This window comes from Delftia sp. WSY_12 (assembly GCF_043104645.1).
Classification (GTDB): domain Bacteria; phylum Pseudomonadota; class Gammaproteobacteria; order Burkholderiales; family Burkholderiaceae_C; genus Comamonas; species Comamonas tsuruhatensis.
Map to the genome: position 1 here is coordinate 109935 of NZ_JBICKW010000003.1, position 25505 is coordinate 135439.

The 25505-nt window shown below is 67.8% G+C and carries 23 protein-coding genes; 5 read left to right on the top strand and 18 right to left on the bottom strand.

What is annotated here, in order from left to right; all coding sequences use genetic code 11:
• Nucleotides 1-31 precede the first annotated feature (31 nt).
• From gspG to ACF8LI_RS00795, 4 genes are all read right to left on the bottom strand, one after another.
• Entirely contained in the window at nucleotides 32-472 is a 441-nt protein-coding gene (gene gspG, locus ACF8LI_RS00780) for a type II secretion system major pseudopilin GspG (RefSeq protein WP_392411681.1), read from the bottom strand.
• Nucleotides 473-504: 32 nt separating this feature from the next.
• A complete protein-coding gene (locus ACF8LI_RS00785) occupies nucleotides 505-1722 on the bottom strand; it encodes a type II secretion system F family protein (protein WP_016446466.1) in 1218 nt (405 codons plus the stop codon).
• Entirely contained in the window at nucleotides 1715-3421 is a 1707-nt protein-coding gene (gene gspE, locus ACF8LI_RS00790; protein WP_016446467.1) for a type II secretion system ATPase GspE, read from the bottom strand. The genes ACF8LI_RS00785 and gspE overlap by 8 nt, the downstream gene beginning before the upstream one ends.
• Before the next feature lie 190 nt (nucleotides 3422-3611).
• Entirely contained in the window at nucleotides 3612-4424 is an 813-nt protein-coding gene (locus ACF8LI_RS00795; protein ID WP_016446468.1) for a type III pantothenate kinase, read from the bottom strand.
• A gap of 185 nt (nucleotides 4425-4609) precedes the next feature.
• Between ACF8LI_RS00795 and lysM the strand changes: the two genes are divergently transcribed.
• Nucleotides 4610-5080, top strand: a complete 471-nt coding sequence (gene lysM / locus ACF8LI_RS00800; RefSeq protein ID WP_012203227.1) for a peptidoglycan-binding protein LysM — start codon at nucleotides 4610-4612, stop codon at nucleotides 5078-5080.
• Between the two features lie 169 nt (nucleotides 5081-5249).
• Here the strand turns inward: lysM and ACF8LI_RS00805 are convergent, their stop codons facing one another.
• The gene (locus ACF8LI_RS00805) at nucleotides 5250-6008 is read right to left on the bottom strand and encodes a maleate isomerase (protein WP_016451831.1); all 759 of its coding nucleotides are present in this window, start codon (nucleotides 6006-6008) and stop codon (nucleotides 5250-5252) included.
• Nucleotide 6009: 1 nt separating this feature from the next.
• Nucleotides 6010-6984 (bottom strand): tripartite tricarboxylate transporter substrate binding protein, encoded by a 975-nt coding sequence (locus ACF8LI_RS00810; RefSeq protein ID WP_016446471.1) that lies wholly within the window; start codon nucleotides 6982-6984, stop codon nucleotides 6010-6012.
• Nucleotides 6985-7089: 105 nt separating this feature from the next.
• Here ACF8LI_RS00810 and ACF8LI_RS00815 point away from each other — a divergent pair, with 105 nt between their 5' ends.
• Entirely contained in the window at nucleotides 7090-8025 is a 936-nt protein-coding gene (locus ACF8LI_RS00815) for a LysR family transcriptional regulator (protein ID WP_016451833.1), read from the top strand.
• Between the two features lie 22 nt (nucleotides 8026-8047).
• Here the strand turns inward: ACF8LI_RS00815 and ACF8LI_RS00820 are convergent, their stop codons facing one another.
• From ACF8LI_RS00820 to glyQ, 6 genes are all read right to left on the bottom strand, one after another.
• Nucleotides 8048-8488 carry a rhodanese-like domain-containing protein gene (locus tag ACF8LI_RS00820; RefSeq protein WP_016446472.1) on the bottom strand — a complete coding sequence of 147 codons (441 nt, stop codon included), beginning with the start codon at nucleotides 8486-8488 and terminating at the stop codon, nucleotides 8048-8050.
• Between the two features lie 90 nt (nucleotides 8489-8578).
• On the bottom strand, nucleotides 8579-9511 hold the full coding sequence (locus tag ACF8LI_RS00825; protein WP_392411684.1) for a M48 family metallopeptidase: 933 nt from the start codon (nucleotides 9509-9511) through the stop codon (nucleotides 8579-8581).
• A gap of 13 nt (nucleotides 9512-9524) precedes the next feature.
• Nucleotides 9525-10265, bottom strand: a complete 741-nt coding sequence (locus ACF8LI_RS00830) for a 1-acyl-sn-glycerol-3-phosphate acyltransferase (RefSeq protein WP_016451835.1) — start codon at nucleotides 10263-10265, stop codon at nucleotides 9525-9527.
• A 150-nt stretch (nucleotides 10266-10415) separates the two neighbouring features.
• The gene (locus ACF8LI_RS00835) at nucleotides 10416-10985 is read right to left on the bottom strand and encodes an HAD-IIIA family hydrolase (protein ID WP_016451836.1); all 570 of its coding nucleotides are present in this window, start codon (nucleotides 10983-10985) and stop codon (nucleotides 10416-10418) included.
• Nucleotides 10986-11166: 181 nt separating this feature from the next.
• Nucleotides 11167-13278 (bottom strand): glycine--tRNA ligase subunit beta, encoded by a 2112-nt coding sequence (glyS, locus tag ACF8LI_RS00840; protein WP_392411687.1) that lies wholly within the window; start codon nucleotides 13276-13278, stop codon nucleotides 11167-11169.
• Between the two features lie 34 nt (nucleotides 13279-13312).
• Nucleotides 13313-14251, bottom strand: coding sequence for a glycine--tRNA ligase subunit alpha (glyQ, locus tag ACF8LI_RS00845; protein ID WP_016446477.1), 939 nt, complete (start codon nucleotides 14249-14251; stop codon nucleotides 13313-13315).
• Between the two features lie 357 nt (nucleotides 14252-14608).
• On the opposite strand from glyQ, the gene ACF8LI_RS00850 reads away from it, so the two are divergent.
• Entirely contained in the window at nucleotides 14609-15721 is a 1113-nt protein-coding gene (locus ACF8LI_RS00850; protein WP_016446478.1) for an SPFH and helix-turn-helix domain-containing protein, read from the top strand.
• A gap of 73 nt (nucleotides 15722-15794) precedes the next feature.
• Nucleotides 15795-16970 carry a zinc ribbon domain-containing protein gene (locus ACF8LI_RS00855; protein ID WP_392411689.1) on the top strand — a complete coding sequence of 392 codons (1176 nt, stop codon included), beginning with the start codon at nucleotides 15795-15797 and terminating at the stop codon, nucleotides 16968-16970.
• A gap of 16 nt (nucleotides 16971-16986) precedes the next feature.
• Here the strand turns inward: ACF8LI_RS00855 and ACF8LI_RS00860 are convergent, their stop codons facing one another.
• The 6 genes from ACF8LI_RS00860 to ACF8LI_RS00885 form a co-directional block, all read right to left on the bottom strand.
• Entirely contained in the window at nucleotides 16987-18102 is a 1116-nt protein-coding gene (locus ACF8LI_RS00860) for a TIGR03364 family FAD-dependent oxidoreductase (protein WP_046985768.1), read from the bottom strand.
• A 33-nt stretch (nucleotides 18103-18135) separates the two neighbouring features.
• Nucleotides 18136-19902 (bottom strand): putative 2-aminoethylphosphonate ABC transporter permease subunit, encoded by a 1767-nt coding sequence (locus tag ACF8LI_RS00865; RefSeq protein WP_374006161.1) that lies wholly within the window; start codon nucleotides 19900-19902, stop codon nucleotides 18136-18138.
• Nucleotides 19899-20972: an ABC transporter ATP-binding protein gene (locus ACF8LI_RS00870; protein ID WP_016446482.1), complete on the bottom strand. Its 1074-nt coding sequence runs from the start codon at nucleotides 20970-20972 to the stop codon at nucleotides 19899-19901. The genes ACF8LI_RS00865 and ACF8LI_RS00870 overlap by 4 nt, the downstream gene beginning before the upstream one ends.
• 14 nt (nucleotides 20973-20986) lie before the next feature.
• Nucleotides 20987-22030 carry a putative 2-aminoethylphosphonate ABC transporter substrate-binding protein gene (locus ACF8LI_RS00875; RefSeq protein ID WP_126311299.1) on the bottom strand — a complete coding sequence of 348 codons (1044 nt, stop codon included), beginning with the start codon at nucleotides 22028-22030 and terminating at the stop codon, nucleotides 20987-20989.
• Nucleotides 22031-22208: 178 nt separating this feature from the next.
• Nucleotides 22209-22949 (bottom strand): GntR family transcriptional regulator, encoded by a 741-nt coding sequence (locus tag ACF8LI_RS00880; protein ID WP_392411692.1) that lies wholly within the window; start codon nucleotides 22947-22949, stop codon nucleotides 22209-22211.
• 10 nt (nucleotides 22950-22959) lie between these two features.
• Complete coding sequence (locus ACF8LI_RS00885) at nucleotides 22960-24411, bottom strand: NCS1 family nucleobase:cation symporter-1 (RefSeq protein WP_392411694.1); 1452 nt, start codon at nucleotides 24409-24411, stop codon at nucleotides 22960-22962.
• Between the two features lie 209 nt (nucleotides 24412-24620).
• On the opposite strand from ACF8LI_RS00885, the gene ACF8LI_RS00890 reads away from it, so the two are divergent.
• Nucleotides 24621-25502: a LysR substrate-binding domain-containing protein gene (locus ACF8LI_RS00890; RefSeq protein ID WP_034398134.1), complete on the top strand. Its 882-nt coding sequence runs from the start codon at nucleotides 24621-24623 to the stop codon at nucleotides 25500-25502.
• Nucleotides 25503-25505 lie beyond the last annotated feature (3 nt).

A 25505-nucleotide genomic window follows, 5' to 3' on the forward strand; every position in this document is an offset into this window, starting at 1 on the left:
CAGCGTTGCACTGAGGCGTCAGACCAGCAACTTACCTGGTGTTGCGGATATCGGAAGCTTCACCTTCTCCGCCGGGTGTGCCATCGGAGCCCAGCGAGAGGATCTCGAGGTCGCCATTGGCAGCCGGATAGGTGTAGCGGTAAGGATTGTTCCAGGGATCATTCGGCACGCCACCCTTCAGGTAAGGGCCTGCCCAGCCGGCGACGCCAGCGGGCTGCTTGACCAGCGCGTCCAGGCCTTGCTGCGAGGTGGGATAGCGGCCCACGTCGAGCTTGTACAGCTCCAGCGCCTTTTCGATGTCGGCAATCTGCACGCCGGCCGTCTTGGTCTTGGCTCCGCCCAACTGGTTCAGCACCTTGGGGCCGACCAGGCCGGCCAGCAGGGTCAGGATGGCCAGCACGACCAACAGTTCGATCAGCGTGAAGCCACGCTTGCGGGCGCGGGAGGACAGTTGCTTTTGCATGCGCATCATCTTCTACATACCTTTCAGACAATTCAGATTCATCAGACGGCCAGATCGTTGACGGACAGGATTCCGAGCAGGATCGACACGATGATGGAGGCGATAAGGATACCGAGGACCAGGATCAGCGCCGGCTCCAGCATGGTCAGGAGGCGTTTGATCGCGTTTTCGACCTCGCGGTTCAATATGTTGGACAGCTCCAGCATCATGTCGCCCAGGCGGCCGGTTTCCTCGCCCACCCGCACCAGATTCAGGGCCAGGGGCTCGAATTCTCCGGTTTTCTGGGCAGCATGGGCCATGCGATGGCCTTCCTTGACCATGGGACCCATTTTTTCCAGGCGCTCGCGGATGGCGACGTTGGAGACCGTGTCGCTGGCAATGCGCAGTGCGGTCAGCAGCGTGACGCCGTTGCCCAGCAGCGTGCCCAGCGATCGGCTGAACAAGGTGAGCTGGTACTTGCGCACCACGCCACCCAGGCCCGGCAGGCCCAGCAGCCACGATTGCCAGGTCTGGCGGCCCTTGGGGCTCTTGGCCCAGCGGGAAAAGGCCCAGCCCAGCGCTCCCAGCACGATGAACACCGCCCAGCCGTAGCTGCGAAACGCATGGCCCAACCCCATCACGAACTGCGTGGGAAGGGGCAGCGCGTCGCCCATGTCGTTGAAGAGCTGCTCGAACTGCGGGACCACGAAGCCCAGCATGGCCACCAGGGACAGCACGGCCACGCCCAGCAGGATGGCCGGATAGATGGTGGCCGAGACCACGCTGTCGCGCAGGGCACGCTGGCGCGCCATGTGTTCCACCAGCCGGTTGAGCACGCCCGACATCTGGCCGCTGGCCTCGCCCGAGCGCACCATGTTGATATAGAAGTCGCCGAACAGGTCATGGTGCTTGCCCAGCGCCTGGCTCAGCGGCATGCCGGCCTTGACGCTGTCGAGCACGGACTGGAGCATGGCCTGCATCTGCACCTTGTGGCTCATCTCCACCAGGACCTTGAGCGCATTGTCCAGCGACAGGCCGGCACGCATCATGATGGCCAGTTCGGTGGTCATGCCCTGGATGTCGTCGGCCTTGATGCGGCCCTTCTTGAGCGCACGCGCCGCCAGCGGCACATTGCCCAGGCTTGCGGCTTCCTCGACCTTGATGGGCGACAGGCGGCTCTTGCGCAGGTGCACCACCACCTCGGCCACGGCCGCAGCGGAAAAAGTGCCCTTGACCATCTGACCGCGGCTGTCCACGGCCTCCCAGCTGTAATCAGGCATCGCTCTGGTCCTGGGTCACGCGCAGCACTTCGTCGAGCGTGGTGACGCCCGAAGCCACCTTGCGCAGGCCGTCGTCATAGAGGCTCAGCATGCCGCTCTTGGCGGCCATGGCATGCAGGGCGTTGGCATCCTGGCCTTCGATGATGGCGCGGCGCAGCGGCTCGTCGATGACCATGAGTTCGTGGATGCCGGTACGCCCCTTGTAGCCCGTGCCGCGGCAGTGCTCGCAGCCGACGGCGCGGTAGATGGGCGAGCCCTCGCGCAGAAAGCGCTTGAGGCCGCTGCCCTCGATGGCGGCCGTCGGCAGTGTGTCGGGCTGCTTGCAGCGCGAGCACAGCGTGCGCACCAGCCGCTGGGCCAGCACGCCGTTGACCGAGGAGGTGATCAGGTAGCTCTCCACCCCCATGTCGCGCATGCGGGTGACTGCGCCTGCGGCGGTGTTGGTGTGCAGCGTGGACAGCACCAGGTGACCTGTCAGGGCGGACTGCACGGCGATCTGCGCGGTTTCTCCGTCACGCATTTCGCCGATCATGATGATGTCCGGGTCCTGGCGCAGGATGGAGCGCAGGGCGTTGGCGAAGGTCAGGTCGATCTGGGGATGGACCTGGATCTGGTTGATGCCGTCGAGCTGGTATTCGACCGGGTCCTCGACGGTGATGATCTTGTTGGAAACCGCGTCGATCTTGGACAGGGCTGCATACAGCGTGGTGGTCTTGCCAGAGCCCGTGGGGCCCGTGACCAGCACAATGCCGTGCGGCTTGGCCAGCAGCGTGTTGAATTTCTCGAGCGTGTCCGCCTCGAAGCCCATGCTTTCCAGGCGCAGCCTCACGCTGGCGCGGTCCAGCACCCGCATGACGATGCTCTCGCCATGCACCGTGGGCGCGGTGGAGACGCGCAGGTCCAGTTCGCGGCCCTTGGCGCGGGTCTTGATGCGGCCGTCCTGCGGCAGGCGGCGCTCGGCAATGTCCAGATGGGCCAGCAGCTTGACGCGCGAGCCGACGGCCGCGCTCAGCCGGGGCGGCACGAGTTCGGCCGCGTGGATCACGCCGTCCATGCGGTAGCGCACCTGCAGGCCGGCTTCAAAGGGCTCGAGGTGGATGTCGGAGGCGTGCAGCTCGATGGCGCGGGAAATGATGCCTGTGACCAGGCGGATGACGGGCGCCTCGCTGGCCAGGTCCTTCAGATGTTCGACGAAGTCGCCACCCGTGGCGTCCGATTCCCAGTCCTGGCCTTCTTCCCCTTCGGGTTCCTGGCCTGCTTCGGACAGTGCCTTGCGGATGTCGGCCTCCAGCGCCAGCACGGGCTTGATCTGCAGCCCCGTGGCCAGGCGCAGCGCCTTGGTGATGAAGGGGTCCTGAGGCACGGACATGGCCACTTCGAGCACGCCGTCCTGCAGTGAAATGGGGCAGACGCACTGCGCATCCAGAAAGCTGGCCAGCAGGCCCGGCACGTCGGGCAGCAGGTCGGGAAACTCTTCCGCACGCAGCCAGCGCATCTGCAGCTGCTCGGCCAGCGCCTGGGCCACGTCGGTTTCCGCCACCACACCCAGCTGTACCAGCACCTGGCCCAGGTAGCCGCCCAACTCCTGCTGCGCCTGCAGGGCGTTTTGCAGATCGCGCTCGTTCAGCTTGCCGGCGGAAAGGAGGCGTTCGCCCAGCCGCCCCTTGATCGGGGCTTCGACAGCGGCAATCGGTTCCATGAGGTGATTGGTGGAAGACATTGCCGCGGATTATCCACTGTCGCCGCATCCCCCGCCAAAGGCATAGCATGCGACACCCAGGGGCGCCGCCTTCCCGTCATCAACTGTTACGCGCGCAATCGTGCGGCAGCGATGCTGCGCTGCACGATGAAAAGTGGCCTCAGGCGTTGTCAGGTGGTTCAAGGCGGCTTCAAGCCGCCTTCACCGCCTCCGCGGGCAGGCCGCTGGCATCACCCCAACGGCGCTGGGCCATGACCAGCAGCCCCTCGAAGATGAGGTTGTCCACCAGTTCGAAAGGCCGCGTCATGCTGGGCACCATCTTCCAGCCGGCGCCGCCGGCCATGACGCAGGCAGGCTCCATGCTGCAGTGCATGTAAAGATGCTGGTACATGCGCTCCACGGCACCGGCGATGGCGTAGGTGCCGCCGCTGGTCAGGGCGTCGCTGGTGTTGGTGGGAAATGGCGTGACCGCGCCCGTGGGCACATGCAGGCCGGCCGTGCCGCTTTCCAGCGCGCGCAGCATGATGCCGTGGCCCGGAAGAATCAGCCCGCCCATGAAGTGGCCATGCTGGTCCAGCGCGTCCACGGTGACAGCCGTGCCGACCATGACCACGATCAGGGGCCGCTCGGGGCCGCGCTGCAGGATGTGCTGGCGCGCACCGATCATGGCCACCCAGCGGTCCGCACCCAGGCGCGACGGAAAATCGTAGCCATTGGTGACGCCGGCCTCGGCTGCGCTGGGCACGGCCCACTGCGGCTCGAAATCCCAGCCCAGCATCATGTCGATCTGGTCGTGCACGCGCCGTCGCGCCGTGTCGCCAGCCACCACGCAGCCCAGCATGCGCGTGGGCGTGGGCAGGTCGCTCCACGGCCCTTCGGCCAGGTGCTCGATGTGCTCAAGGAACTCGGCGCCGTGCGCCAGCAGGGCAGCGCCAGGCCGATGCGCGTCGTACATCGCCCATTTCAAGCGGGTGTTGCCGATGTCTATGGCCAAAAAAGTCATGGGCGGGATTATCGGAGTTTTCCGGAGGATAGCGTCAGCCATGGACGACAACTGAGTGAGGACGTGAACGCAAGAATGGCGCAAATGTCAAAAATCCGGGAGCGCTCCTGCCCGGCAGCGCGCGCTGCCACTGTTAGGCGTTACATTGGCCTTTCCGTTTTTCCACCCACCAACAGGAGTCACCCATGGGACTTTTCAGTTTCATCAAGGAAGCCGGCGAAAAGCTGTTCGGCGGCAGCGCCGCACAGGCAGCCGAGCCTGCGCAAGACCTGAATGCCAAGGCGGCCAAGGCCATCGAGACCTATATCGGCACGCAGAACCTGGGCGTCAGTGACGTGAAGGTGCAGTTCGACGGCTCGCAGGGCAAGGTCACGGTGCTGGGCACGGCACCTACCCAGGCGGTCAAGGAAAAGGTGACGCTGTGCTGCGGCAACGTCTCCAGCGTGCAGTCCGTGGACAACCAGATGACGGTGACCAACCCCGAGCCCGAAGCCCAGTACCACGACGTGGTGCGCGGCGACACGCTGTCGGCCATTGCCAAGAAGTTCTATGGCGATGCCAACAAGTACCCGGTGATCTTCGAGGCCAACAAGCCCATGCTGAGCCACCCCGACAAGATCTACCCCGGCCAGAAGCTGCGCATTCCGGCAATCTAAGCCCCCCCTGAGCGGCGTCGCCGCTTCCCCCTGAAGGGGACGACACCCTCGCGGCGGGGCGGCCCTTGCTCGGTGTCTCTGACCTGGCTCATGCCAGTTCTGGATGCCGCGAATTAGACCTACCCCGCTCCGAGAAAGGCCGCAATAGCGGCCTTTCTCAATGAAAGATTCAGTATTTACCGCTCAACAGCGCACCGAATCCCGGAACGGCTGTCGGCAAGCCCAGGCGCTTGAGCATCATGAACGTCGTGGCCACCGAGGAAGACAGTACCGGCAGGCCCACGCGGTCCTCGATGGGCTGCACCGAGGCCAGCGAGGGCATCTGCACGCAGGCCGAGGCGATGACCGCGTCGGCATTGGCCGTGTTCAGGCGCCGCGTGATCTCGATGGGTGCGCGCGCATCCTGGGCGCCCACCTGCAGGTTGTCGGCAATCTCCAGCGAGATGCTGTCCACCACTTCGATGCCTTCGTTCTCTATGTAGTCGATGACCAGCTGCGTCAGCGGCTTCATGTAGGGCGCCAGCAGCGCCACCTTCTTCGCGCCGATGGCGTGCAGGCCATCGACCAGGGCGCCGGCGCTGGTGACCACAGGCGCGGGGCCGCCGTTGTCCACGGTGCGCTGGTGCAGGCGCGTCTCGGAGACACGGTGGTAGCCGCGCCCCATGCTCATGATGGCCACCAGGCAGGCATAGCCGAGCACATCGACACGCGCATCCGACAGTTCCAGCGCGCAGCGGTCGCTGTCGCCGTCCATGGCAGCCAGCTCCTCCTTGGTCACATGCTTCATGCGCATGCGGCTGGAGTGAAAGGTGAAACGCTCGGGCGCCAGGGCCTCGCGGGCCCGCAGGATGGCGGGGATCTCGGTCTCCATCGTGGTGTTGGAGCTGGGCACGATCTGCCCGATACGGAAATGGTTTTTGGCTGTCATGTCAATCCATCGTGATGTGGTTGGCCTTGATGACCTTGCCCCAGTGGTCCGTCTCGCGCTGGACCAGGGCGGCCAGCGCCTGCGGGCCGAGGAATCGCGGCTCCACGCCCTGCAGGGCCGCGCGCTTTTGCACGTCAGGCGACTCCAGGGAGGTCTTGAGCGCGTCCGACAGCCTGGCGATGGCGTCGGGCGGTGTGCCCGCAGGCGCGAACAGGCCGACCCAGGCCTCCAGCTCGAAGCCCGGCAGGCCCGCTTCTGCCGTGGTGGGCACATCGGGCAGCATGGGATGGCGCGTCTTGCTGGTCACGGCCAGGGCCCTGAGCTTGCCCGTCTGCACATGGCCCAGCACCGAAGGCGGCGTGGTGATGAACATCTGCACCTGGCCGCCCAGCACGTCCTGGATGGCCGGGCCGGACCCCTTGTAGGGCACATGCGTGATCTGGGTCTGGGTCACCTGGGCGAACACGGCCGTGCCCACGTGCGACAGCGAGCCATTGCCCTGCGACGCATAGTTGACCTTGCCCGGGTTCTTGCGCAGGTAGGCAATGAATTCCTGCAGACTGTTCGCCGGCACCGAAGGATGGACGGCGATCACATTGGTGGCGGCCACGATCAGTCCCACGGGCACCAGCTCGGACTGGGCCCAGGGCAGCTTGGGAAACAGCGCCGGATTGCCCACGTGGTAGGCCGAATACGAAGCCAGCAGCGTGTAGCCGTCCTTGGGTGCCCTGGCCACCATCTGGTAGGCAATGTTGCCGCTGGCCCCGCCCCGGTTGTCCACCACGACCGACTGCCCCAGCAGGCGCGACATCGGATCGGACGCCAGGCGTGCCGCCGTGTCCACCACGCCTCCGGGCGGATTGGGGACCACGAGGGTGATGGACTTGGCTGGAAAGGCCTGGGCCTGGACGGTTCCTGCGCCCAGCAGGGCTGCCGCTGCCAGGCCGGCGGCCTGCAGCACAATGCGTCGATTCATGCTTGTCTCCATGTTCTCTTTGTACCGGCGCATTCTTGCGGGCCTGCTCGCGGTCGAACAGCCGTATCTCGTTGATCCATCCTTCGTCTCTGGTGGAGGATGGGAATGATCAACCTCCACCGCTTCGATCTGCTGACACTGCGCCTGTATGTGGCCGTGGTCGATGCCGGCAGCCTGACGGCCGGCTCGCGCACGCTGGGGCTGTCACTGGCAGCCGCCAGCAAGCGCGTGGCCGAGCTGGAGCAGCACTGCGGCGTGACCCTGCTGGTGCGCAGCAAGCGCGGCGTCACGCCCACGCCCGCCGGCCAGAGCATGTACCACCATGCCGTGGACGTGGTGGCCCGGCTGGAGCATCTGGCCCTGGCCATGGACGACTTTCGCAGCGGCGCCACAGGCCAGTTGCGCCTGTGGGCCAACAACTCGGCGTTCGCAGGCTTTCTGCCGCGGCTGCTGGCCGACTTCATGGCCTCCCACCCAGGTGTCTCGGTGGACCTGGAGGACGCGCTGAGCGAGGAATCCGTGCGGGCCGTGCTCAGCGGCGTGGCCGAACTGGCCATCATTGGCGAGAACACGCCACTGGAAGGGCTGAGCACCCAGGTCTGCGATGTGGACGAACTGGTGCTGGTCATGCCGCGCGGCCATGCGCTGGACACGGACGACGACTCCCCCGTGCCCCTGGCCACCGTGCTGGACCACGACTTCGTGAGCCTGGCCCGCTCCACCTCGCTGATGCGGCGCATTGCCGCTGAGGCCGAGTCCATCAACCGGCCGGTGCGGATCCGCATCCAGGTGCGCAGCTTCGATGCCATGTGCCACATGGTCTCGGTGGGTCTGGGCCTGGCCATCCTGCCGCGCGCGGCCACCGCGCCGCACCTGGCCGCGCGGGCACTGCGGCTGCGCCCGCTGGGGGCGCTCAACACACGGCGCCGGCTGTTGCTGGCCATGCGCTCGCAGGCCACGCTGTCGGGACCGGCCCAGGCCCTGGTGGACATGGTGGCCGCCCGGGCGGCGGCGCTGGGGTTCGCGCAGCCGCAGCGCTGAGCGACGACAGGCTGGCGCCGGCTTACTGGCGCCAGGGCAGGCCGCGCAGGCGCCAGCCGCCGACATGGCCGCGCTGGCCGCTGGCGTCCACATCGCCCTCGAAGCCTTCGAGGATGTTGTAGGCCTCGATGCCCAGTTGCGCTGCGCGCTGGGCAGCGGCCACCGAGCGCACGCCGCTGCGGCACAGCAGGACCACCTTGCCGCCCTCAGGCACGGCGGCGCGCAGCTGGCTATCGAAATCGGGGTTCATGGCCATGGACGGCCACTGCTTCCAGGCCACGGCCACGGCGCCGGGTACGCGGCCCACCCACTCGCGCTCGGCATCGGTGCGCACGTCCACCAGCGCGGCTTCACCGGATTGCAGCCATTGCCAGGCAAGTTCGGGAGGAATGTCGCCGGCATAGCCCTGTGCGGGCTGGACGGCCAGGGGAATGGCTGCGGGAACGGGAGCGTTTGCGGACATGGATGGGCTTTCTTGATAGGACGCGGTTGTGTGCCCGGCAAGAATAACCGTCCAGCCCGACCGGCGCCGCCTCGCCGGTGCCCAAGTCGCCTATTCCCAGGGCGGCAGCAGCCTGTCGCGCAGCACCTGGCGCTGCGCCTCCCAGCCCGGCATCACGCTGGCCACCGTGGCCCAGAAGCGCGGGCTGTGGTCCATGTGGCGCAGGTGGGACAGCTCGTGCACGACCACGTAGTCGATGACCTCGGGCGTGTGCTGCATGAGCCGCCAGTTCAGGCGGATGGTCCCTGCAGTGTTGGCGCTGCCCCAGCGCGTGCGCGCGCTGGTCAGGCGCAGGCTGGTCCATTGCACGCCCAGCAGCGGCGCATGGCGCTGCAGGCTGGCCGTGAACCAGGAGCGGGCCTCGCGCAGCATCCAGGCCTGCACGCAGGCACGCACCTCGGCAGCCGATGCGTCTGGCGCCAGGGGCAGGTGCAGGGACTGGCTGCCGTCGGCCGCCTGTTCGCGGTGGACCTGGCGGGTGCGCAGCGGCTGGGCTTCGCCACCGGTGAGAAGCAGTGCCAGGGGACGCCCCAGATAGTCGATCTCGCCGCCGTGCTCCCACCGGATGCGTGCCGACTGCTGGGCCCGCTGGCGCTGCCCGGCCTCCTGGAGCTTGCGCAGTATCCAGCCCGACTTCGCATCCAGTGCCTGCCCGATGGCCGTCATGCTCACCCATGCGGGCGCGCTGACCACCAGCCCCTGCGTGCCGATGGTGAAGCCTATGGTGCGCCGGCGCGACCGCTGCAACCGATAGTGCAGCACCTGCCCCTGGAGAACCGCCTGCTGGTTGGCTTGCGGATGAACGAAGGAACTGTGCGCGGAGCCGGCGGGCGGGGTGGGTGCAGGTGCAGGTGCAGGTGCAGGCAAAGCCTGCGGCGCTTCGGGTTGAGCGGATCGCTCACGGCGCGGCCTCAGCCCGCCGTCCTGTCTTTCCACGGCGGGCGGCACCAACCAGTCCCAGGAACGCTGTGCCGTGTCCGCCATGCCGACTCCTGCCTCAGGCGCGGTAGGCCTCGGGGTCGAGGCGCTGCATCTCGGATTCGATCCAGTTTTCGACTTCCACCATCAGCTCCTCGTGCTTGCGGCCCACGGAAGGGATGGGCTTGCCTATGGAGACATCGACCACGCCCGGGGTCTTGATGAAGGCCTTGCGCGGCCAGCACTTGGCCGAGGTGACGGCAATGGGCACCACGGGCACGCCGGTCATGATGGCCAGGCGCGTGGCGCCGGTCTTGTACTCGCCGCGTTCGCCGCGCGGGATGCGCGTGCCTTCGGGGAACATGATGACCCAGGTGCCCTGGGCCAGCAGGCGCCGGCCCTGCTCCACGACCTTGTGGAATGCGCGCGAGCCGTGCTTTCGGTCGATATGGATCATGTCCATGCTGCCGATGGACCAGCCGAAGAAGGGCACCATGAGCAGTTCCTTCTTGAACACATAGGCCAGCGGGCGCGGCATGATCGCCGGCATGAGGAAGGTTTCGTAGGTGGATTGGTGCTTGACCAGCAGCACCACGCCCTGCTTGGGATCGGTGGGCAGGTTCTCCATGCCCTGCACGCGGTGGCGCACGCCCATGATGACGCGGGCGCTGTCCACCGACAGCTTGAGCCAGGCGCGCGCCACGGCATAGACGCGGCGCGGCCCGCCGCCCAGCCAGCGCGTGAGCAGCACGACCAGGGTGTAGGGGATCACGGTGATGCCCATCCAGAGCATGTGGAGGGTGGAGCGGATCAGGGACATGGCGGCAGTGTGGTGCAGAAAGCGGCGCGGCGGCCGGGCGGCAGGCCCGGGCCTTGCGCCCTCAGGAATCGGAATTCACAAAGATAGCATTGTGCGCAGGACGGCAGGCCGGCGGCGCATGGGCAAAGCGCCGTTCGGGCGTTCAGGCGTTCAGGGAGCGGGTGCGGCATCTGCCGGAACCAGCGCATCGGCCAGCGCGGCCAGGCTGGCATGGCGCTGGGTGCCGGGCGGCAGTCCAGGCGGCAGCGCCCCATCCAGAGACACTCCGGCGCTGGCCCCCGTGCAGACCAGGTGCAGGCGCGCGCCCATGGCTGCACCGGCCTGCAGGTGGGCCACGCAGGAACCTATGACCCACAGCTGCTGCCCCTCGACGCCGAAGCGCTCGGCAATCTGCTCGAACAGCGCCGTGCCGGGCTTGCGGCAATGGCATTCCTCGTCCGGGGCATGGGGGCAGTAGAAAACCGCATCGACGCGCGCGCCTGCCGCCGCCATTTCGCGGTGCATGCGCGCGTGCACGGCATTGAGCTCGGTCACGTCGAACAGGCCCCGGCCCAGGCCTGGCTGGTTGGTGGCGACCACCACATGCCAGCCCGCCCGGTTCAGGCGCGCCACGGCTTCCAGCGCACCGCGCTGGGCCTTCCAGGCCTCGGCCGAGCCGATGAACCCCTCTTCACCGATCTGGTTGAGGGTTCCGTCACGGTCCAGGATCGCAATTTTCATGGTCGGGTCCCAAGAATGTCAGAACTCAATTGCGCGCGTCCCAAGACGAGGGACACCGAGGAAGGGCCTAGGCCGGCCGCGCCGCCCCGCACCGAGGGTGCCGTCCCCCTCCCTTGCGAAGCAAGTAGAGAGGCGCCGTGCCACGGGGGGAAGGCGCGAAGCGCCTCAGGGGGTGCTCCATTCACGCCAGTCGCGAAAGGTCCGCCACGCGGTTCATGGCTTCGTGCAACGTGGCCAGCAGGCCCAGGCGGTTGGCCTTGAGCGCCGGGTCTTCGGCGTTGACCATCACATGCTCGAAGAAGGCATCGACCGGGGCGCGCAGCGCGGCCAGGGTCTGCAGGCTGGCCGTGTAGTCGCCGGCAGCAAACTGCTGCTGCGCCTTGGGCGCCACCGATTGCAGGGCTGCGTACAGGTCCTTCTCGGCCACCTCGGCCAGCACGGCCGCGTTGACCTGGGCCTGCACCGCCTGGTCGGCCTTCTTGAGGATGTTGCCCACGCGCTTGTTGGCGGCGGCCAGGGCCGGTGCCTCGGGCAGCTCGCCGAAGGCGCGCACGGCCTCCAGGCGCTTTTGCACGTCGGACAGGCGCTGCGGGCGCAGGGCCAGCACGGAGTCCACTTCCTGGGCCGAGAAACCCTGCTCGCGCAGGTTGCCGGCCAGGCGGTCGTAGATGAAGTCGGCCAGCTGGGGCATGGCGTCCTCGATCTTGTCGCCGAAGGCGGGCAGCACGCTGACCAGCAGGGTTTCCAGGTCCAGCGCCAGGTCCTTCTCGACCAGCATGCGGATCACGCCCAGGGCGTGGCGGCGCAGCGCGAAGGGGTCGCGGTCGCCCGTGGGCAGGTTGCCGATGCCGAACATGCCGACCAGGGTTTCCAGCTTGTCGGCCAGGGCAACGACCACGCCGGCGTTGCCGCGAGGCAGTTCGTCGCCCGCAAAGCGGGGCTTGTAGTGGTCCTCGATGGCATCGGCCACGGCCACGTCCAGGCCGTCGTTGAGCGCGTAGTAGCGGCCCATGGTGCCCTGCAGTTCGGGGAACTCGCCCACCATGTCGGTCACGAGGTCGGTCTTGGCCAGTTGCGCGGCCAGGTCGGCCTGCTGGGCCAGGCCCGTGTCGCCCAGCTGGCGGGCAATGCTCTTGGCGATGGAGCGCACGCGCTCCACGCGCTCGCCCTGGGTGCCGAGCTTGTTGTGGTAGACCACCTTGCCCAGCCCGTCCACGCGCGAGGCCAGGGTCTTCTTGCGGTCCTGGTCGAAGAAGAACTTGGCGTCGGCCAGGCGCGGGCGCACCACGCGTTCGTTGCCGCCGATGACGGCGCTGGCATCCTGGGGGCTGATGTTGCTGACCACCAGGAACTGGTGGGTCAGCCGGCCGGCGGCGTCCAGCAGCGGGAAGTACTTCTGGTTGGCCTTCATGGTGAGGATCAGGCATTCCTGCGGCACGTCGAGGAATTCCTTCTCGAACTCGCAGACCAGCACATTGGGGCGCTCGACCAAGGCCGTGACTTCGTCCAGCAGTGCCTCGTCCTCGATGGGACGGACACCGCCGCCCACGCGCTCGGCAGCGGCCTGCAGCTGGCGCGCGATCTCGGCACGGCGCTCGGCGAAGCTGGCGATGACGGCGCCTTCCTCGCGCAGCTGCGCGGCGTAGTCATCGGCGGAGCGGATGACCACGGGATCGACCGCCGCCTCGAAGCGGTGGCCATGCGTGGCCGTGCCGGCCGTCAGGCCCAGGGCCTTGACGCCGATCAGCACCTCGGTGCCGTGCAGCACCACCAGGCCGTGGGCCGGGCGCACGAAATGGACGCTGCTCCAGCCGTCGGCCAGCTGGTAGCGCATGACCTTGGGGATGGGCAGCCGGGCAATGGCTTCGTCCAGCGCCTTTTGCACGCCGTCGGCCAGCATCACGCCGCGCACGGTGGAGGCGTGGAACAGGGCCTCGGCCTTGCCTTCGCCCTGGCGGGTCAGGCTGGCAACGGCTTCTTCGCCGGCGCCCAGGGCGGCCAGCTTCTTGATCAGTGCGGGCGTGGGCTTGCCGTCGGCGTCCAGGCCCACGGAGACGGGCATGAGCTTTTGCGACACGGCCTTGTCCTCGGCCTGGGGCAGCACTTCGGTGATGTGGGCGGCCAGGCGGCGCGGCGAGGCATAGGCCGTCAGGCGCGCTTCGCTGGAGGCCAGCAGGCCCTGGGCCTTGAGCTGCTCGAACAGCACGCCGGCAAAGGCGTCGCCCAGCTTTTGCAGCGCCTTCGGGGGCAGCTCTTCGACAAACAGTTCAACAAGAAGATTCGATGCGTTCATGGTCTGGTGTTCTCTCGGTGCAGCGGTGTCCGCCTCAGGCGGCCTTCTTGCCCTGTTGTTCGGCGGCCTTGGCCAGCTCGGCCAGCACTTCGTCGGCATGGGCCTTGGGCGCCATGGGGAAGCCCAGGCGCGCACGGCTGTCCATATAGGCCTTGGCCACGGCGCGGGCCAGGTTGCGGATGCGGCCGATGTAGGCGGCACGCTCCGTCACGCTGATGGCGCCGCGCGCATCGAGCAGGTTGAAGGTGTGGGCGGCCTTGAGCACCTGCTCGTAGGCCGGCAGCGCCAGCTGTTCGCCGATCAGGTGGTTGGCCTGCTTTTCGTGGGCGCTGAAGGCGGTGAACAGGAAGTCGGCGTCCGAGTGCTCGAAGTTGTAGGTGGACTGCTCCACCTCGTTCTGGTGGTAGACGTCGCCGTAGCTCAGGCCGTCGGTCCAGGTCAGGTTGTAGACGTTGTCCACGCCCTGCAGGTACATGGCCAGGCGCTCCAGACCATAGGTGATCTCGCCGGTGGCGGGCTTGCAGTCGATGCCGCCGACCTGCTGGAAGTAGGTGAACTGGGTCACCTCCATGCCGTTGAGCCAGACTTCCCAGCCCAGGCCCCAGGCGCCCAGCGTGGGGTTTTCCCAGTCGTCCTCGACGAAGCGGATGTCGTTCTTCTTCAGGTCGAACCCCAGGGCCTCGAGCGAGCCCAGGTACAGCTCCAGGATGTTGTCGGGCGCGGGCTTGAGCACGACCTGGAACTGGTAGTAGTGCTGCAGGCGGTTGGGGTTGTCGCCGTAGCGGCCGTCCTTGGGGCGGCGGCTGGGCTGCACGTAGGCGGCCTTCCAGGGCTCGGGACCCAGGGCGCGCAGGAAGGTGGCGGTATGCGAGGTGCCCGCGCCCACTTCCATGTCATAGGGCTGGAGCAGCGCGCAGCCCTGGTCGGCCCAGTAGGACTGCAGCTTGAGGATGATTTGTTGGAAAGTGAGCATGACTTGTTTCAGGCGTCGCACGCAGGCCGGGGCCGCGCCGGTGAATGAGAGGCGGCTCGCGCCGCGCAAACGACGATTTTAAGGCGCCGCCCGGCCCTGCGCCGTGGCGCGGGCCTGCGGCCCCACGGCAGACGCTCCACAGGGCGATCTGCATCAAAAAACGGAGCAGGCGACACATGCCGGCAAAGGCCGTGGCGCGCGAAGCCCTGAAAGCCCGCCTTGCACGACGCATCCGGATCATTTTTTGACAATTCACCGGGGCAGCGGCCGGTGGCCGTTCTCCCCGCCGCCATGCACGCCGCCTAGAATGGCCCATTGACCTTTTTGTCGTGGACCAACACCGTTTCGGAGCCTGCCATGAACCTGATGAACATCATCACCAAGCAACTGATAGAGATCATCGAGTGGACCGATGACTCGCGCGACACGCTCTCCTACCGCTGGCCCGACGACGACAAGGAAATCAAGAACGGCGCCCAGCTCATCGTGCGCGAGTCGCAGCAGGTGCAGTTCGTCTCGGCCGGCCAGTACGCCGACCTGTTCAGCCCCGGCAAGCACACGCTGACCACGCAGAACATTCCCATCCTGTCCACCATCCAGGGCTGGAAGTACGGCTTCAACTCGCCGTTCAAGTGCGATGTCTACTTCATCAACACGCGGCTGTTCACGGGCAACAAGTGGGGCACCTCCAACCCCGTGATGGTGCGCGACCAGGACTTCGGCGCCGTACGCCTGCGCGCCTTCGGCACCTATGACTTCCGCATCGTCGAGCCGGCCAAGTTCCTCAAGGAAGTGGCCGGCACGGACCAGAACTTCCGCATCGACGAGTTCGCCGACACCATGCGCTCGCGCATCATCAGCGTGTTCACCGAGTCGCTGGCCAAGGCCCGGGTGCCCGTGCTGGACGTGGCCCAGCGCTATGGCGAGCTGGGCGATGCGCTGCTGCCGCTGATCAACCCGGCCATGACGGACAAGTACGGCCTGGAGATCACCAGCTTCGTGCTGGAGAACGTGTCCGTGCCGCCCGAGGTGGAGCAGGCCATCGACAAGCGCTCCAGCATGACGGCCATCGGCAACCTCAACGACTACGTCAAGTACCAGATGGGCCAGGCCATGACCACGGGCGGCGAAGGCGCTGCCGCAGCCACCCTGCCCGCCACCATGGCCATGGGCTTCGGCATGGCGCAGGAGATGATGAAGAGCATGCAAAACGGCGGCGGCGCCGGTGGCGCACCGGCCGGCCAGGCCTCCGACCCGTTCTCGCCTGCCGCCGCCCAGGCCGCCCAGGCGCCGGCAGCACCCGCCGCCGGTGGCCTGCAGGTGCTGACTCCGGCACAGGCGGCCCAGGTGCTGGGTGTCAGCGAGGCCGATGTGCTGGCCGAGATCCAGGCCGGCAACCTCAAGGCGCGCCAGATCGGCAGCCAGTGGCGCATTGCGCAAGCCGCACTCGATGACTTCCTGCGCGGCTGACATTTCCGTGGTTTGACCCTTTGCGGCGCCAGGCCCTGCCTGGCGCCGCGTCCCGTTTTCCAGGACCGATGCCGTGAGCGCGCCCTCCTCCAGTTCCTCCAGCACCTCGACTTCCCCCGCCTCCGGTTCCTGGGAGGCCGCTGCCGCCGCGCCGGCCATGGTGCGCAAGCACCCCTGCCCCGAATGCGGCGCCAACCTCGAATGGAATGCCCAGGCCCAGGCGCTCAAGTGCCCGTACTGCGGCACCACGGTGCCCTGGAGCGAGGAAACGCGCGAGGAACTGGGCCGCGATGTGGTCGAGCAGGACCTGGCCGAGGCGCTGCGCAACCCAAAGTCCGGCCGGGGCTGGGGCACGGAGGACCGCTACGAGGTCCAGTGCCAGAACTGCCGCGCGATCTCGGTCTTCGTCAACCGCACCGTGGCCCAGCGCTGCGACTTCTGCGGCTCGCCCTCCATCGTGGCCCACGAGGGCCAGGGCGATGCCATCACGCCGCAGAGCATCCTGCCCTTCAAGATCAGCGACGGCCAGATCCGCGACCGCATACGCCAGTGGTACGGCAGCCGCTGGTTCGCGCCCAACCGCCTGAAGTCCGCCGCGCTGACCGACACGCTGCACGGCGTGTACCTGCCGTACTGGACCTTCGACGCCCACGCCAGCGCCGACTGGCAGGCCGAGGCGGGCTTCTACTACTACACCACCGAGTCCTACCGCGACAGCAACGGCAACGTGCAGACGCGCCAGGTGCGCCATGTGCGCTGGGAGCCGGCCTCGGGCAGCCTCGCCCATTTCTTCGACGACGAGCTGGTGCCCGGCACCGTGGGCGTGCACGCCAACCTGCTGCGCCAGGTGGAGCCCTTCCCCACCACCACCGACCTCAAGCCCTACACGCCCGAGTTCGTGCGCGGCTGGACCGTGGAGCGCTACCAGATCGACCTGGGCAAGGCCGCGCAGGTCAACGTGCAGGACATGGACGAGCAGCTGCGCGCCCTGTGCGCGCGCCAGGTGCCCGGCGACACCTACCGCAACCTGCAGATGCAGCGCGAGTACCAGGGCCGCACCTTCAAGCACATCCTCGTGCCGGTCTGGCTGGTGGGCTACACCTACGGCAGCAAGACCTTCCAGATCATCGCCAACGGCTACACGGGCCAGATCGCGGGCGAGCGCCCCTACAGCGCCCTCAAGATCACGCTGGCCGTGCTGGCCACGATCATGGTGCTGGCGCTGCTGTGGGTGATGTTCGGCCAGTAAGTAGGCCGGCTGCCGCTCACCACGCGCTCCAGACCTCCTCGGCCAGACCGAACGCCGTGCTTGCGCCGGACCCACCCGTCACAGCGACCACGCGCGTGGCCTCGTCGGGCGCATGCACCACGCAGGGCGCGTCCTGCGCGCTCGGGTAGACGCCCACCCAGCGCTCCACCACCTGCGCATCGCGCAAGTGCAAGGCCTCGTTCATGTGGCGCAGCATCAGCCGGTCCACGGCTTCGCTGGCAAAGGGCGGGGGCGCTGCGCCGTAGTGGTGGGAGTCGCCCACCACCAGGCTGCCGTCGGCGCTTTGCACGGCGATCAGGTGGATGCCGTGGGCCAGGCTCTCGCCCTCCTCCCGCTCCAGCTCGGCGCGCAGCGCGGCGGCTTCGGGCAGGGCGCTGTAGCCCTCGTATCTGACCATGCTCAGGTCCCCCATGACCGAGCCCTTGAGCTGCAAGCCCGGCTGCGGCCGCACGCGCAGCATCTGCAGCTGGCACAGCTGGATGCGGTGCGGCGCCCACAGGCCGGCGAACAGGCCACCCGGGTCGGCGTTGTTGCAGACCACCACGCGTTCGCCGTGGTAGCTGGCGCGGGCGCTGCGCACCCGGGGTGCCGCCACCTCGAGCACGGCCTCGCCAAAGCGGAAATCCACGCCCATGGCCTGCTCCAGCCACTGCGCCAACCTGGCAATGGCTGTGCGCGACTCCACGCGCAGCTCATGCGGGCTGTAGAGCACGGCGCTGAGGTCTTCGGTGCGCAGTGCCGGGTGGCGTTCGGCGGCCTGGGCCGGCGTGAGCAGCTCGCAGCGCTCGCCCATGGAGGTGCTCAGAAAGGCGTGGAGCACGGCCTCGGCGCTGGCCCGGCGCGCCGTCAGCCACAGGCCGCGGTGCACGACCTCGATGCCGGCCTGCGGCGCGATCTCGGCCCAGGTATCGCGCGAACGCATGGCCCGCTGCCAGTGGGCGCCCGCCTGCTGCCCCGTGACAGTGACAAAGCCGAAATTGCGGATGGAGGCGGAGATGCAGGCCGCATCGCGCTCGATGACGAGCACGCTGCGGCCACGGCGCGCAGCCGCATAGGCGTGGGCCAGGCCGACAATGCCGGCCCCCACCACGATCAGGTCGTAGTTCTTCATGGGAGAAAACAGAGGAGAGGGAAAGGAAAAAAGTCAGCGCTGGCGCCAGCGCTGCGTGCGCCGCTGCACCCAGGCATCCAGCGCCGCGATCAGCAGCCGGCCCGCAGCGGCCGTGGCAAAGATCAGCGTGGCCATGGCGGCGGCCGGCGCGGTGTCGCCCGCGTCGTCCATGGCCAGCACGGCCACCGAGGCCAGCGTGGTCTCGGGCGAGTACAGGAACACCACGGCCGACACCGTGGTCATGGCGTTGACGAAGAAATAGCCGGCCACCTGCATGACCACGGGCAGGCATACCGGCAGGTGCACGCGCCACAGCAGCGTCCAGAAGGCCACACCCATGGAATCGGCCACGCGCTCGTACTCGGCATCGAGCTGCTGCAGCGCGGCCAGTTGCGTGATGTGCGCCACCGAGAAGAAATGCGCCACCGAACACAGCACCAGGATGGCCATGCTGCCGTACAGGAAGTGCAGCGGATTGCCCTGGGCATTGAAGAACAGGATGTAGCCCAGGCCCAGCGCCAGCCCCGGCACGGCCATGGGCAGCGTGGCCACGGCATGCAGCCACTGGCGCGTGCGTGCCCAGCGCACGGGCTTGGCCACCAGGTAGGCGGTCACAAAGCTCAGCACCGCGCCCAGCACGGCCGTGGCCAGCGCCATGGACAGCGAGTTGCCATAGCTGGCCCAGCCGCCGCCGTCCATCATGTCGAAGCGGTAGTTCTTGAATGTCAGCGTGAGGTTGTACGGCCAGTAGCTGACCAGGGAGGCCAGCACGGCCGTGCCCATGACGGCCAGCAGCGCCAGCGCCACCAGCGCGCAGTAGGCGAACAGCGCGCGGTCCAGCGGCGCATGGGGCTGGGGCACCAGCGGCACGGAGCGCACGCCCATGGTGGCCGCCTGGCGCACGCGCAGATGGCGCTCTGCCGCAAAGGCCAGGCCGGCCGGCACCAGCAGCAGCATGGCCACCACCGCACCCATGGACAGGTTTTGCTGGCCGATGACCTGCTTGTAGATGTCGGTGGCCAGCATGGCCGTGTTGCCGCCAATGACCTTGGGCACGCCGAAGTCGGTCACCACGAGCACGAAAACCACGATCCACGAAATCATCAGCCCGTAGCGGCTGGCCGGCAGCGTGACCTGGCGGAAGCTGCGCCAGCGGCTGGCGCCCAGCGTGGCGGCCGCCTCGTACAGGCGCGCATCGCCCGAGGCCAGCGTGGTGCACAGAATCATCAGCGCATGCGGAAAGGTCCAGAGCACCGAGCCCACGATGATGCCGAAGGGCCCGTAGGCCGAGCCCCCCTGCAGCCAGCCCTTGAGCAGGCCCTGGCTGCCGAACAGGTAGATCAGGCTGATGGCCATGAGCAGCGAGGGCGCCAGCAGCGGCACCAGGGCCAGCGCGCGGAACCAGCGCGCCAGCGGCATGCAGCTGCGCACCACGCCATAGGCGTAGGCATAGGCCAGCAGCACGCAGACCGTGCTGCTCACGGCCGACAGCCACAGGCTGTTGAACAGCGATTGCGCCACGCCCGGCATGCGCGCATAGGTGATGAACTGGGCCAGGCCCGTGAAGCGGCCCGTGTCGTCCCAGAAACTCCTGCCCAGCAGGCTGGCCACCGGCAGGGCGATGGTGGCCAGCAGCCAGGCCAGTGCGCCCAGCACCAGGGCGCCCAGCCACCAGCGCTCCCAGCCTGCGCTGCGCCCCTGCGGACGCACGGGTCCTGCAGGCGCGCTGCGGCGGGCGCAAGCGGAGCGATCCACCGGCACCGGCACGGAAACGGCCGTGTCCATGGGATGCGCGCTCATGCGGCCTTCCTCGCGTCGGGCGCCGCCAACGGCTGCAGCGCAGCGGCGGGCAACTCCATCAGCACCTCGCCCTGCAGCCAGTCGGGCAGGCCCACGTCGTGGCGCAGGGGCCACTGGGCGTCAACCTGGCATTGCAGCGTGGGGCTGTACAGGCGCACCAGGGCCATCGATCCAAGGAAGGAGGTCTCCACCACGCGGGCGCGCAACAGGTTGGGCAACGCCGTGGGCTGGGCCGGGTGCAGCACCACGCTTTCCGGACGCACGCCGACCAGCAGCGCGTCGCCACGCTCGAAGCCGGCCAGCGCACAGCGCAGGCTGGCTTCGCCGATGCGCACCTGGTCCGCCCCCTCGGCCGTGGCCGGCAGCAGGTTCATGCGGCCCACGAAACCGGCCGCGAACTGGCTCACGGGCTGGGCATAGAGCTGCTCGGGCGAACCCTGCTGCTCGATGCGGCCCTGGTGCATGAGCACCACGCGGTCGGCCATGGACAAGGCCTCTTCCTGGTCGTGCGTGACCATGATGGAGGCGATGCCCAGCTGGCGCTGCAGCTGGCGGATCTCGCTGCGCAGCTCGGTGCGCACCTGGGCATCGAGCGCGGACAGCGGCTCGTCGAGCAGCAGCAGGCGCGGCCGGGGCGCCAGCGCGCGGGCCAGCGCCACGCGCTGCTGCTGGCCGCCCGACAGCTGGGCCGGGTAGCGCTGGGCCTGCGCGCCCAGACCCACCAGGGACAGCATCTCGGCCACGCGCTCGCGCGCCTGCGCCGCAGGCTGCCCGTTCAGCCCGAAGGCCACGTTCTGCGCGGCCGTCAGGTTGGGAAACAGCGCATAGCTCTGGAACACCACGCCGAAGCCACGGCGCGCGGCCGGCCAGCGCGTGATGTCATCGCCCTGGAACAGCACCCTGCCCTCGTCAGGCATGTCGATGCCGCAGACGATGCGCAGCAGCGTGGTCTTGCCGCAGCCCGAAGGGCCGAGCAGGCTGACGAACTCGCCCGCCTCCACGTTCAGGTCAATGCCGCGCAGCACCTGCTGCTCGCGGTAGCGCTTGGCGATATGGTCTATGCGCAGCATGGCGTGGCTCCGGCTTACTTTTTCTCTGCCTTGGCTTCGTAGCGGCGGCTCCACTCGGCCAGGATGCGCTCGCGGTTGGCCGCGGCCCAATCGAAGTCGTTCTTCGCCAGCCGCTTTTCGAGGTCGGCAGGAATGAACTCCAGCTTTTCCTGCGCCTCGGGCAAGGCCAGCACGGCGAAGTTGGCGGCGTAGAGCTTGTTGGCCTCGGGCGTGACGGCCCAGTCGGCCAGGGCCTTGGCGGCTTCCTGCTTCTTGCTGGTCTTGAGGATGGCCGTGGCCTCCACATCCCAGCCCAGGCCTTCCCGGGGGAAAACGATGTCGATGGGCGCACCGTCCTTCTTGGTCTTGCTGGCTCGGTATTCGAAGCTCAGGCCCACGGGAAACTCCCCGGCCCCTGCCTGGCGGCAGGGCTTGGAGCCGCTGTGCGTGTACACGCCCATGTTCTGGTGCAGGCCGTCCATGTAGGCCCAGCCCTTGTCCTCGCCCATGATCTGCAGCCAGGCCGCGACCATCAGGTAGCCCGTGCCGCTGGAGGCCGGGTGGGGCATGGTGATCGTGCCCTTGAACTCGGGCCTGACCAGGTCGGCCCAGCTGGCGGGTACCGGCAGCTTGCGCTTGCCGGCCTCCACGGTGTTGAAGCAGATGGCCGAGGACCACAGGTCCATGCCCACCCAGGTCGGCTGGGCGCGCGGATCGCGCATGTTGGCTCGCACCTTGTCCAGGCCCTTGGGCGCGTAGGGCTGGAGCATGCCCTGCTTGTCCAGCAGCATCAGCGAGGTGGCGGCCACGCCCCAGATCACGTCGGCCTGGGGATTGGCCTTCTCGGCCAGCAGGCGGGCCGTGATGATGCCCGTGCTGTCGCGCACGAACTTGAGTTCGATCTCGGGATGGGCCTTCTCGAAGCCGCTCTTGTAGGCCTTGATCTGGTCGGCCTCCAGCGCGCTGTAGACCAGCAGCTCGGTCTTGGCCGCGTGGGCCAGGGAGGCGAAGGAGGCGACGGTCAGCGCCGCAGAGGCAATGGCGAGGCGGCGGCCCAGGGAGGCAAGGGTGTGGCGCATGGCGTGTCAGTTCCGTTGTGGGTTCGTGGACAGGCGGCAGGGTCGCCACCTCTGACACCCACTGTAGAAAGCGCAGGTGAAACGTCCGTGTCACACAACGGAAATTTAGCGAAGCGGGTATTGGCGGATTTGGGTGCCCTCCGCCCCTCGGCGCCCCCTCGCCCCGCTCCCGCCTTCTTCAGCGGCGCGGCTTTACCCTGCCCGGGCGCTCAGCCTGGGCCGTCTGCGGCTGCAGCGCATCCAGCAGCCGGTCCTGCAGGCGCGCGCGGTGTGCCAGGTCCTCGTCCAGCCGCGCGGCCAGCGCGTCGATGTGATCGCGCATCAGTTGCTCGGCGCGCGCCATGTCGCCGGCGGCCAGCGCATCGACGATGGCCTCATGGTCGGCATTGGAGTGCTGGGCCTCGGTCTGCGACTGGTACAGCGCAGACACCAGGGTGGTGCGCGCCGAGAGGTCGGCCATCATGGCCGTGAGAAAGCGGTTGCCCATCTGCTCGGCCAGGCAGACGTGGAAGTCGGCCAGCAGCACGCTGCGCTGGCCGGCGTTGTCGGCCTCGGCGATGGCGCCGCGCTCCTGGGCCACATGCTCGCGCAGCGTGCGTATGGCCGCCTGCAGCGGCCGGCCCGCGTCGCGCAGCATGCCGGACTCCAGCACGCGGCGCGCGGCATAGGTTTCCTGGGCTTCCTCGAACGAGGGCTCGACCACGTACCAGCCCTGGCGCGAGCGCACCTCGACGAAGCCGCGCGCCTGCAGCTGCATCAGCGCCTCGCGCACCATGGTGCGGCTCACGCCGAAGACCTCGGCCAGTTCCTTTTCGCCCAGGCGTTCGCCAGGACGCAGCTTGCGCTCGACGATGGAGCGCATGACGCGCTCGGCGATCAAGGCCGGCCCGGTGGCCGGCGCATCCTGCGGCTCGGACATGGCGGCCTCCTCAGGCCACGGCCGGAATGCGGCGCGGGCGCAGCGTGGCCATCACCCAGTACACGCCGCCGCCGATCAGCACGCCGAAGAACCAGCCGTAGGTGCCCCACCAGACCGGCAGCAGGCTGGTGAAGTTGGGCAGGATGGTGGAGAACACGCTGCCGATGCCGGTGGCGATGAGCGCGTTGACGTTCCAGCCGCCCTCGTAGCGGTACTCGCCATGTTCGTCATACAGCGCGGCCACGTTGATGTTGCCCTTGGCCACCAGGTAGTAGTCCACCAGGATGATGCCCAGCAGCGGCCCCATGGTGGCGCCGATGGCGTTCACGAAGTGGGCAGCGCCGCCCTCCCATGGTGCAAAGGGGTAGAGAGCCAGGGCGATCAGTGCGGCGATGTATCCGCCGCGCTTGAAGTCGATGCGCTTGGGAAACACGTTGGAAATATCGAAGGCCGCCGAGACGAAGTTGGCCACCACGTTGATGCCCAGCGTGGCCACGGCAAAGGTGACGGCGGCCAGCAGGGCCAGCACCCAGCTGTCGAACTTGGCCGAGATCTGCTCGGGGTGCAGCAGCACCTCGCCATAGACCTTGAAGGCCGCAATCGTGGTGATGCCGGCCACCAGCGAGAAAGCGATCAGATTCACGGGCAGGCCCCAGAGGTTGCCCTTGGCCACCGCCTCCTTGTTCTTCGCATAGCGCGAGAAATCGCAGAAGTTCAGGTACAGCGCCGCAAAGTAGGTGATCCAGGTCGCGCCCACGGCCATCAGCGCCCAGAAGCTGCCCGGCGCGCCGCTCACCCCCGCATCCTTGGTCTTGTCCAGCAGCACGTCCATGGGAATGCCGTGGTCGAAGCTGAAGCCGCCGGCCTTCACGCACAGGCCGATGGCCAGCACCAGCATGGCGATCCACACGGCAGGCCCGGCCCAGTCCTGGAATCGCCGCACGGTCTCCATGCCCCTTTGGATGATCAGCAGCTGCAAGGCCCAGATGACCACGTAGCAGATCACCTCCAGCCCCGAATGGCCCAGCCAGTGCGTGGTCTGGTGGAAGGACAGCAGGGCGTCATTGCGCACCAGCAGCGCCACCATGGCGCCCGAGGCGGCCGCCGTCTGCGCGCCATACCAGAAGCAGGCCACGACGGCGCGCACAAGCGCCGCCAGATTCGCGCCCCAGACCCCGAACGAGGCGCGCGCCAGCACCGGATAGGGCACGCCGGTCTTCTCGCCCGCATAGCCCACCAGGTTCATCAGAAAAAAGATGACCAGGGAGCTGATGCCGATGGCGATCAGAAAATTGACGAAGCTGCCGCACAGCAGAAACAGGCTGGCCGCCAGGTAGTAGCCCCAAAGGCTGTGCACGTCCGAAGTCCAGACGTTGAAGATGCTGAAGGCGCCCCAGCGGCGGTCCCTGGTGGGCGCCAGATCTTCGGTGTAGAGACCTGGCGAGGGGTTGCGGATGTCCATTGATGCGCTCCTTGACCACGAGTAATCACTGACACAAGACCAGCCGAAAACCATGATCAGCTGGCACACAAACTGGCACGCAAACTGGTATGCAAGAAGTGTGCCTTTGGGCGCAGGAGTTTTTTCCCGGGACATACCCGGCCACCGCAGGCCTTCAGGCTGCGGCGACATGGTGAAATATGGAGCCGCCCCCTGCCTCCAACCCCGCCATGTTCGTCACGCAGCTCAAGTCCTTTTTCTGGGTCGCCCGCCTTGGCAGCATCACGCAAGCCGCGCGCCAGCTCGCACTGAGTCAGCCCACCGTGACCACCCAGATCCGCGCGCTGGAAGAGCACTACGGCGTGGAGCTGTTCCATCGCCAGGGCGGACGGCTGTCCATCACCGATGCCGGCTTGCGCCTGCTGCCCCAGGTCGAGCAATTGCTGCTGCAGACCATCCAGCTGGAGTCGGCGCTGCGCCATTCGGGCGATGCCAGCCAGGGCCAGCTGCGCATAGGCGCGACGGCGCCCTACTACGTGCTGGACATCGTCAAGCGCTACCAGCGGCGCTTCGAGCGGGTGGAAGTGGCCATCGTGGGCGGCAACTCGCGCCAGATGGTGCAGGCGCTGGTGGACTACCAGGTGGACCTGGCAACCTCGTCACACCTGGAGAGCGATCCGCGCCTGCTGCGCGTGGAGCTGGGCCAGGACCCGCTGGCCCTGCTGGTGCACCGCAGCCACCGGCTGGCGCAGCGCACCATGGTGCAGGCGTCCGATCTGGTGCACGACACGCTGATCCTGCGCGAGCGCGGCTCCATGACGCGCCAGCTCACCGAACAGATGCTGGCCGCCGCCGGCCTGGCACCGCGCCACATCATGGAAATCGCCAGCCGCGAAGCCATCCGCGAGGCCGTGATCCGCGACATGGGCATCAGCGTCTTCGCCCGGCATGAAGCCTCGGCCCACCCCGACATCGTCGTCCTGCCCTTCGCAGGCCCCGTGCCGCGCCTGCCCGAATACCTGTACTGCCTGCGCGAACGCCGCCAGGCCCGGCTGATCGCCGGCTTTCTGGAGGAAGCCGTGCCGGGCGGGGTGCTGCCGGACCAGATGTGAACC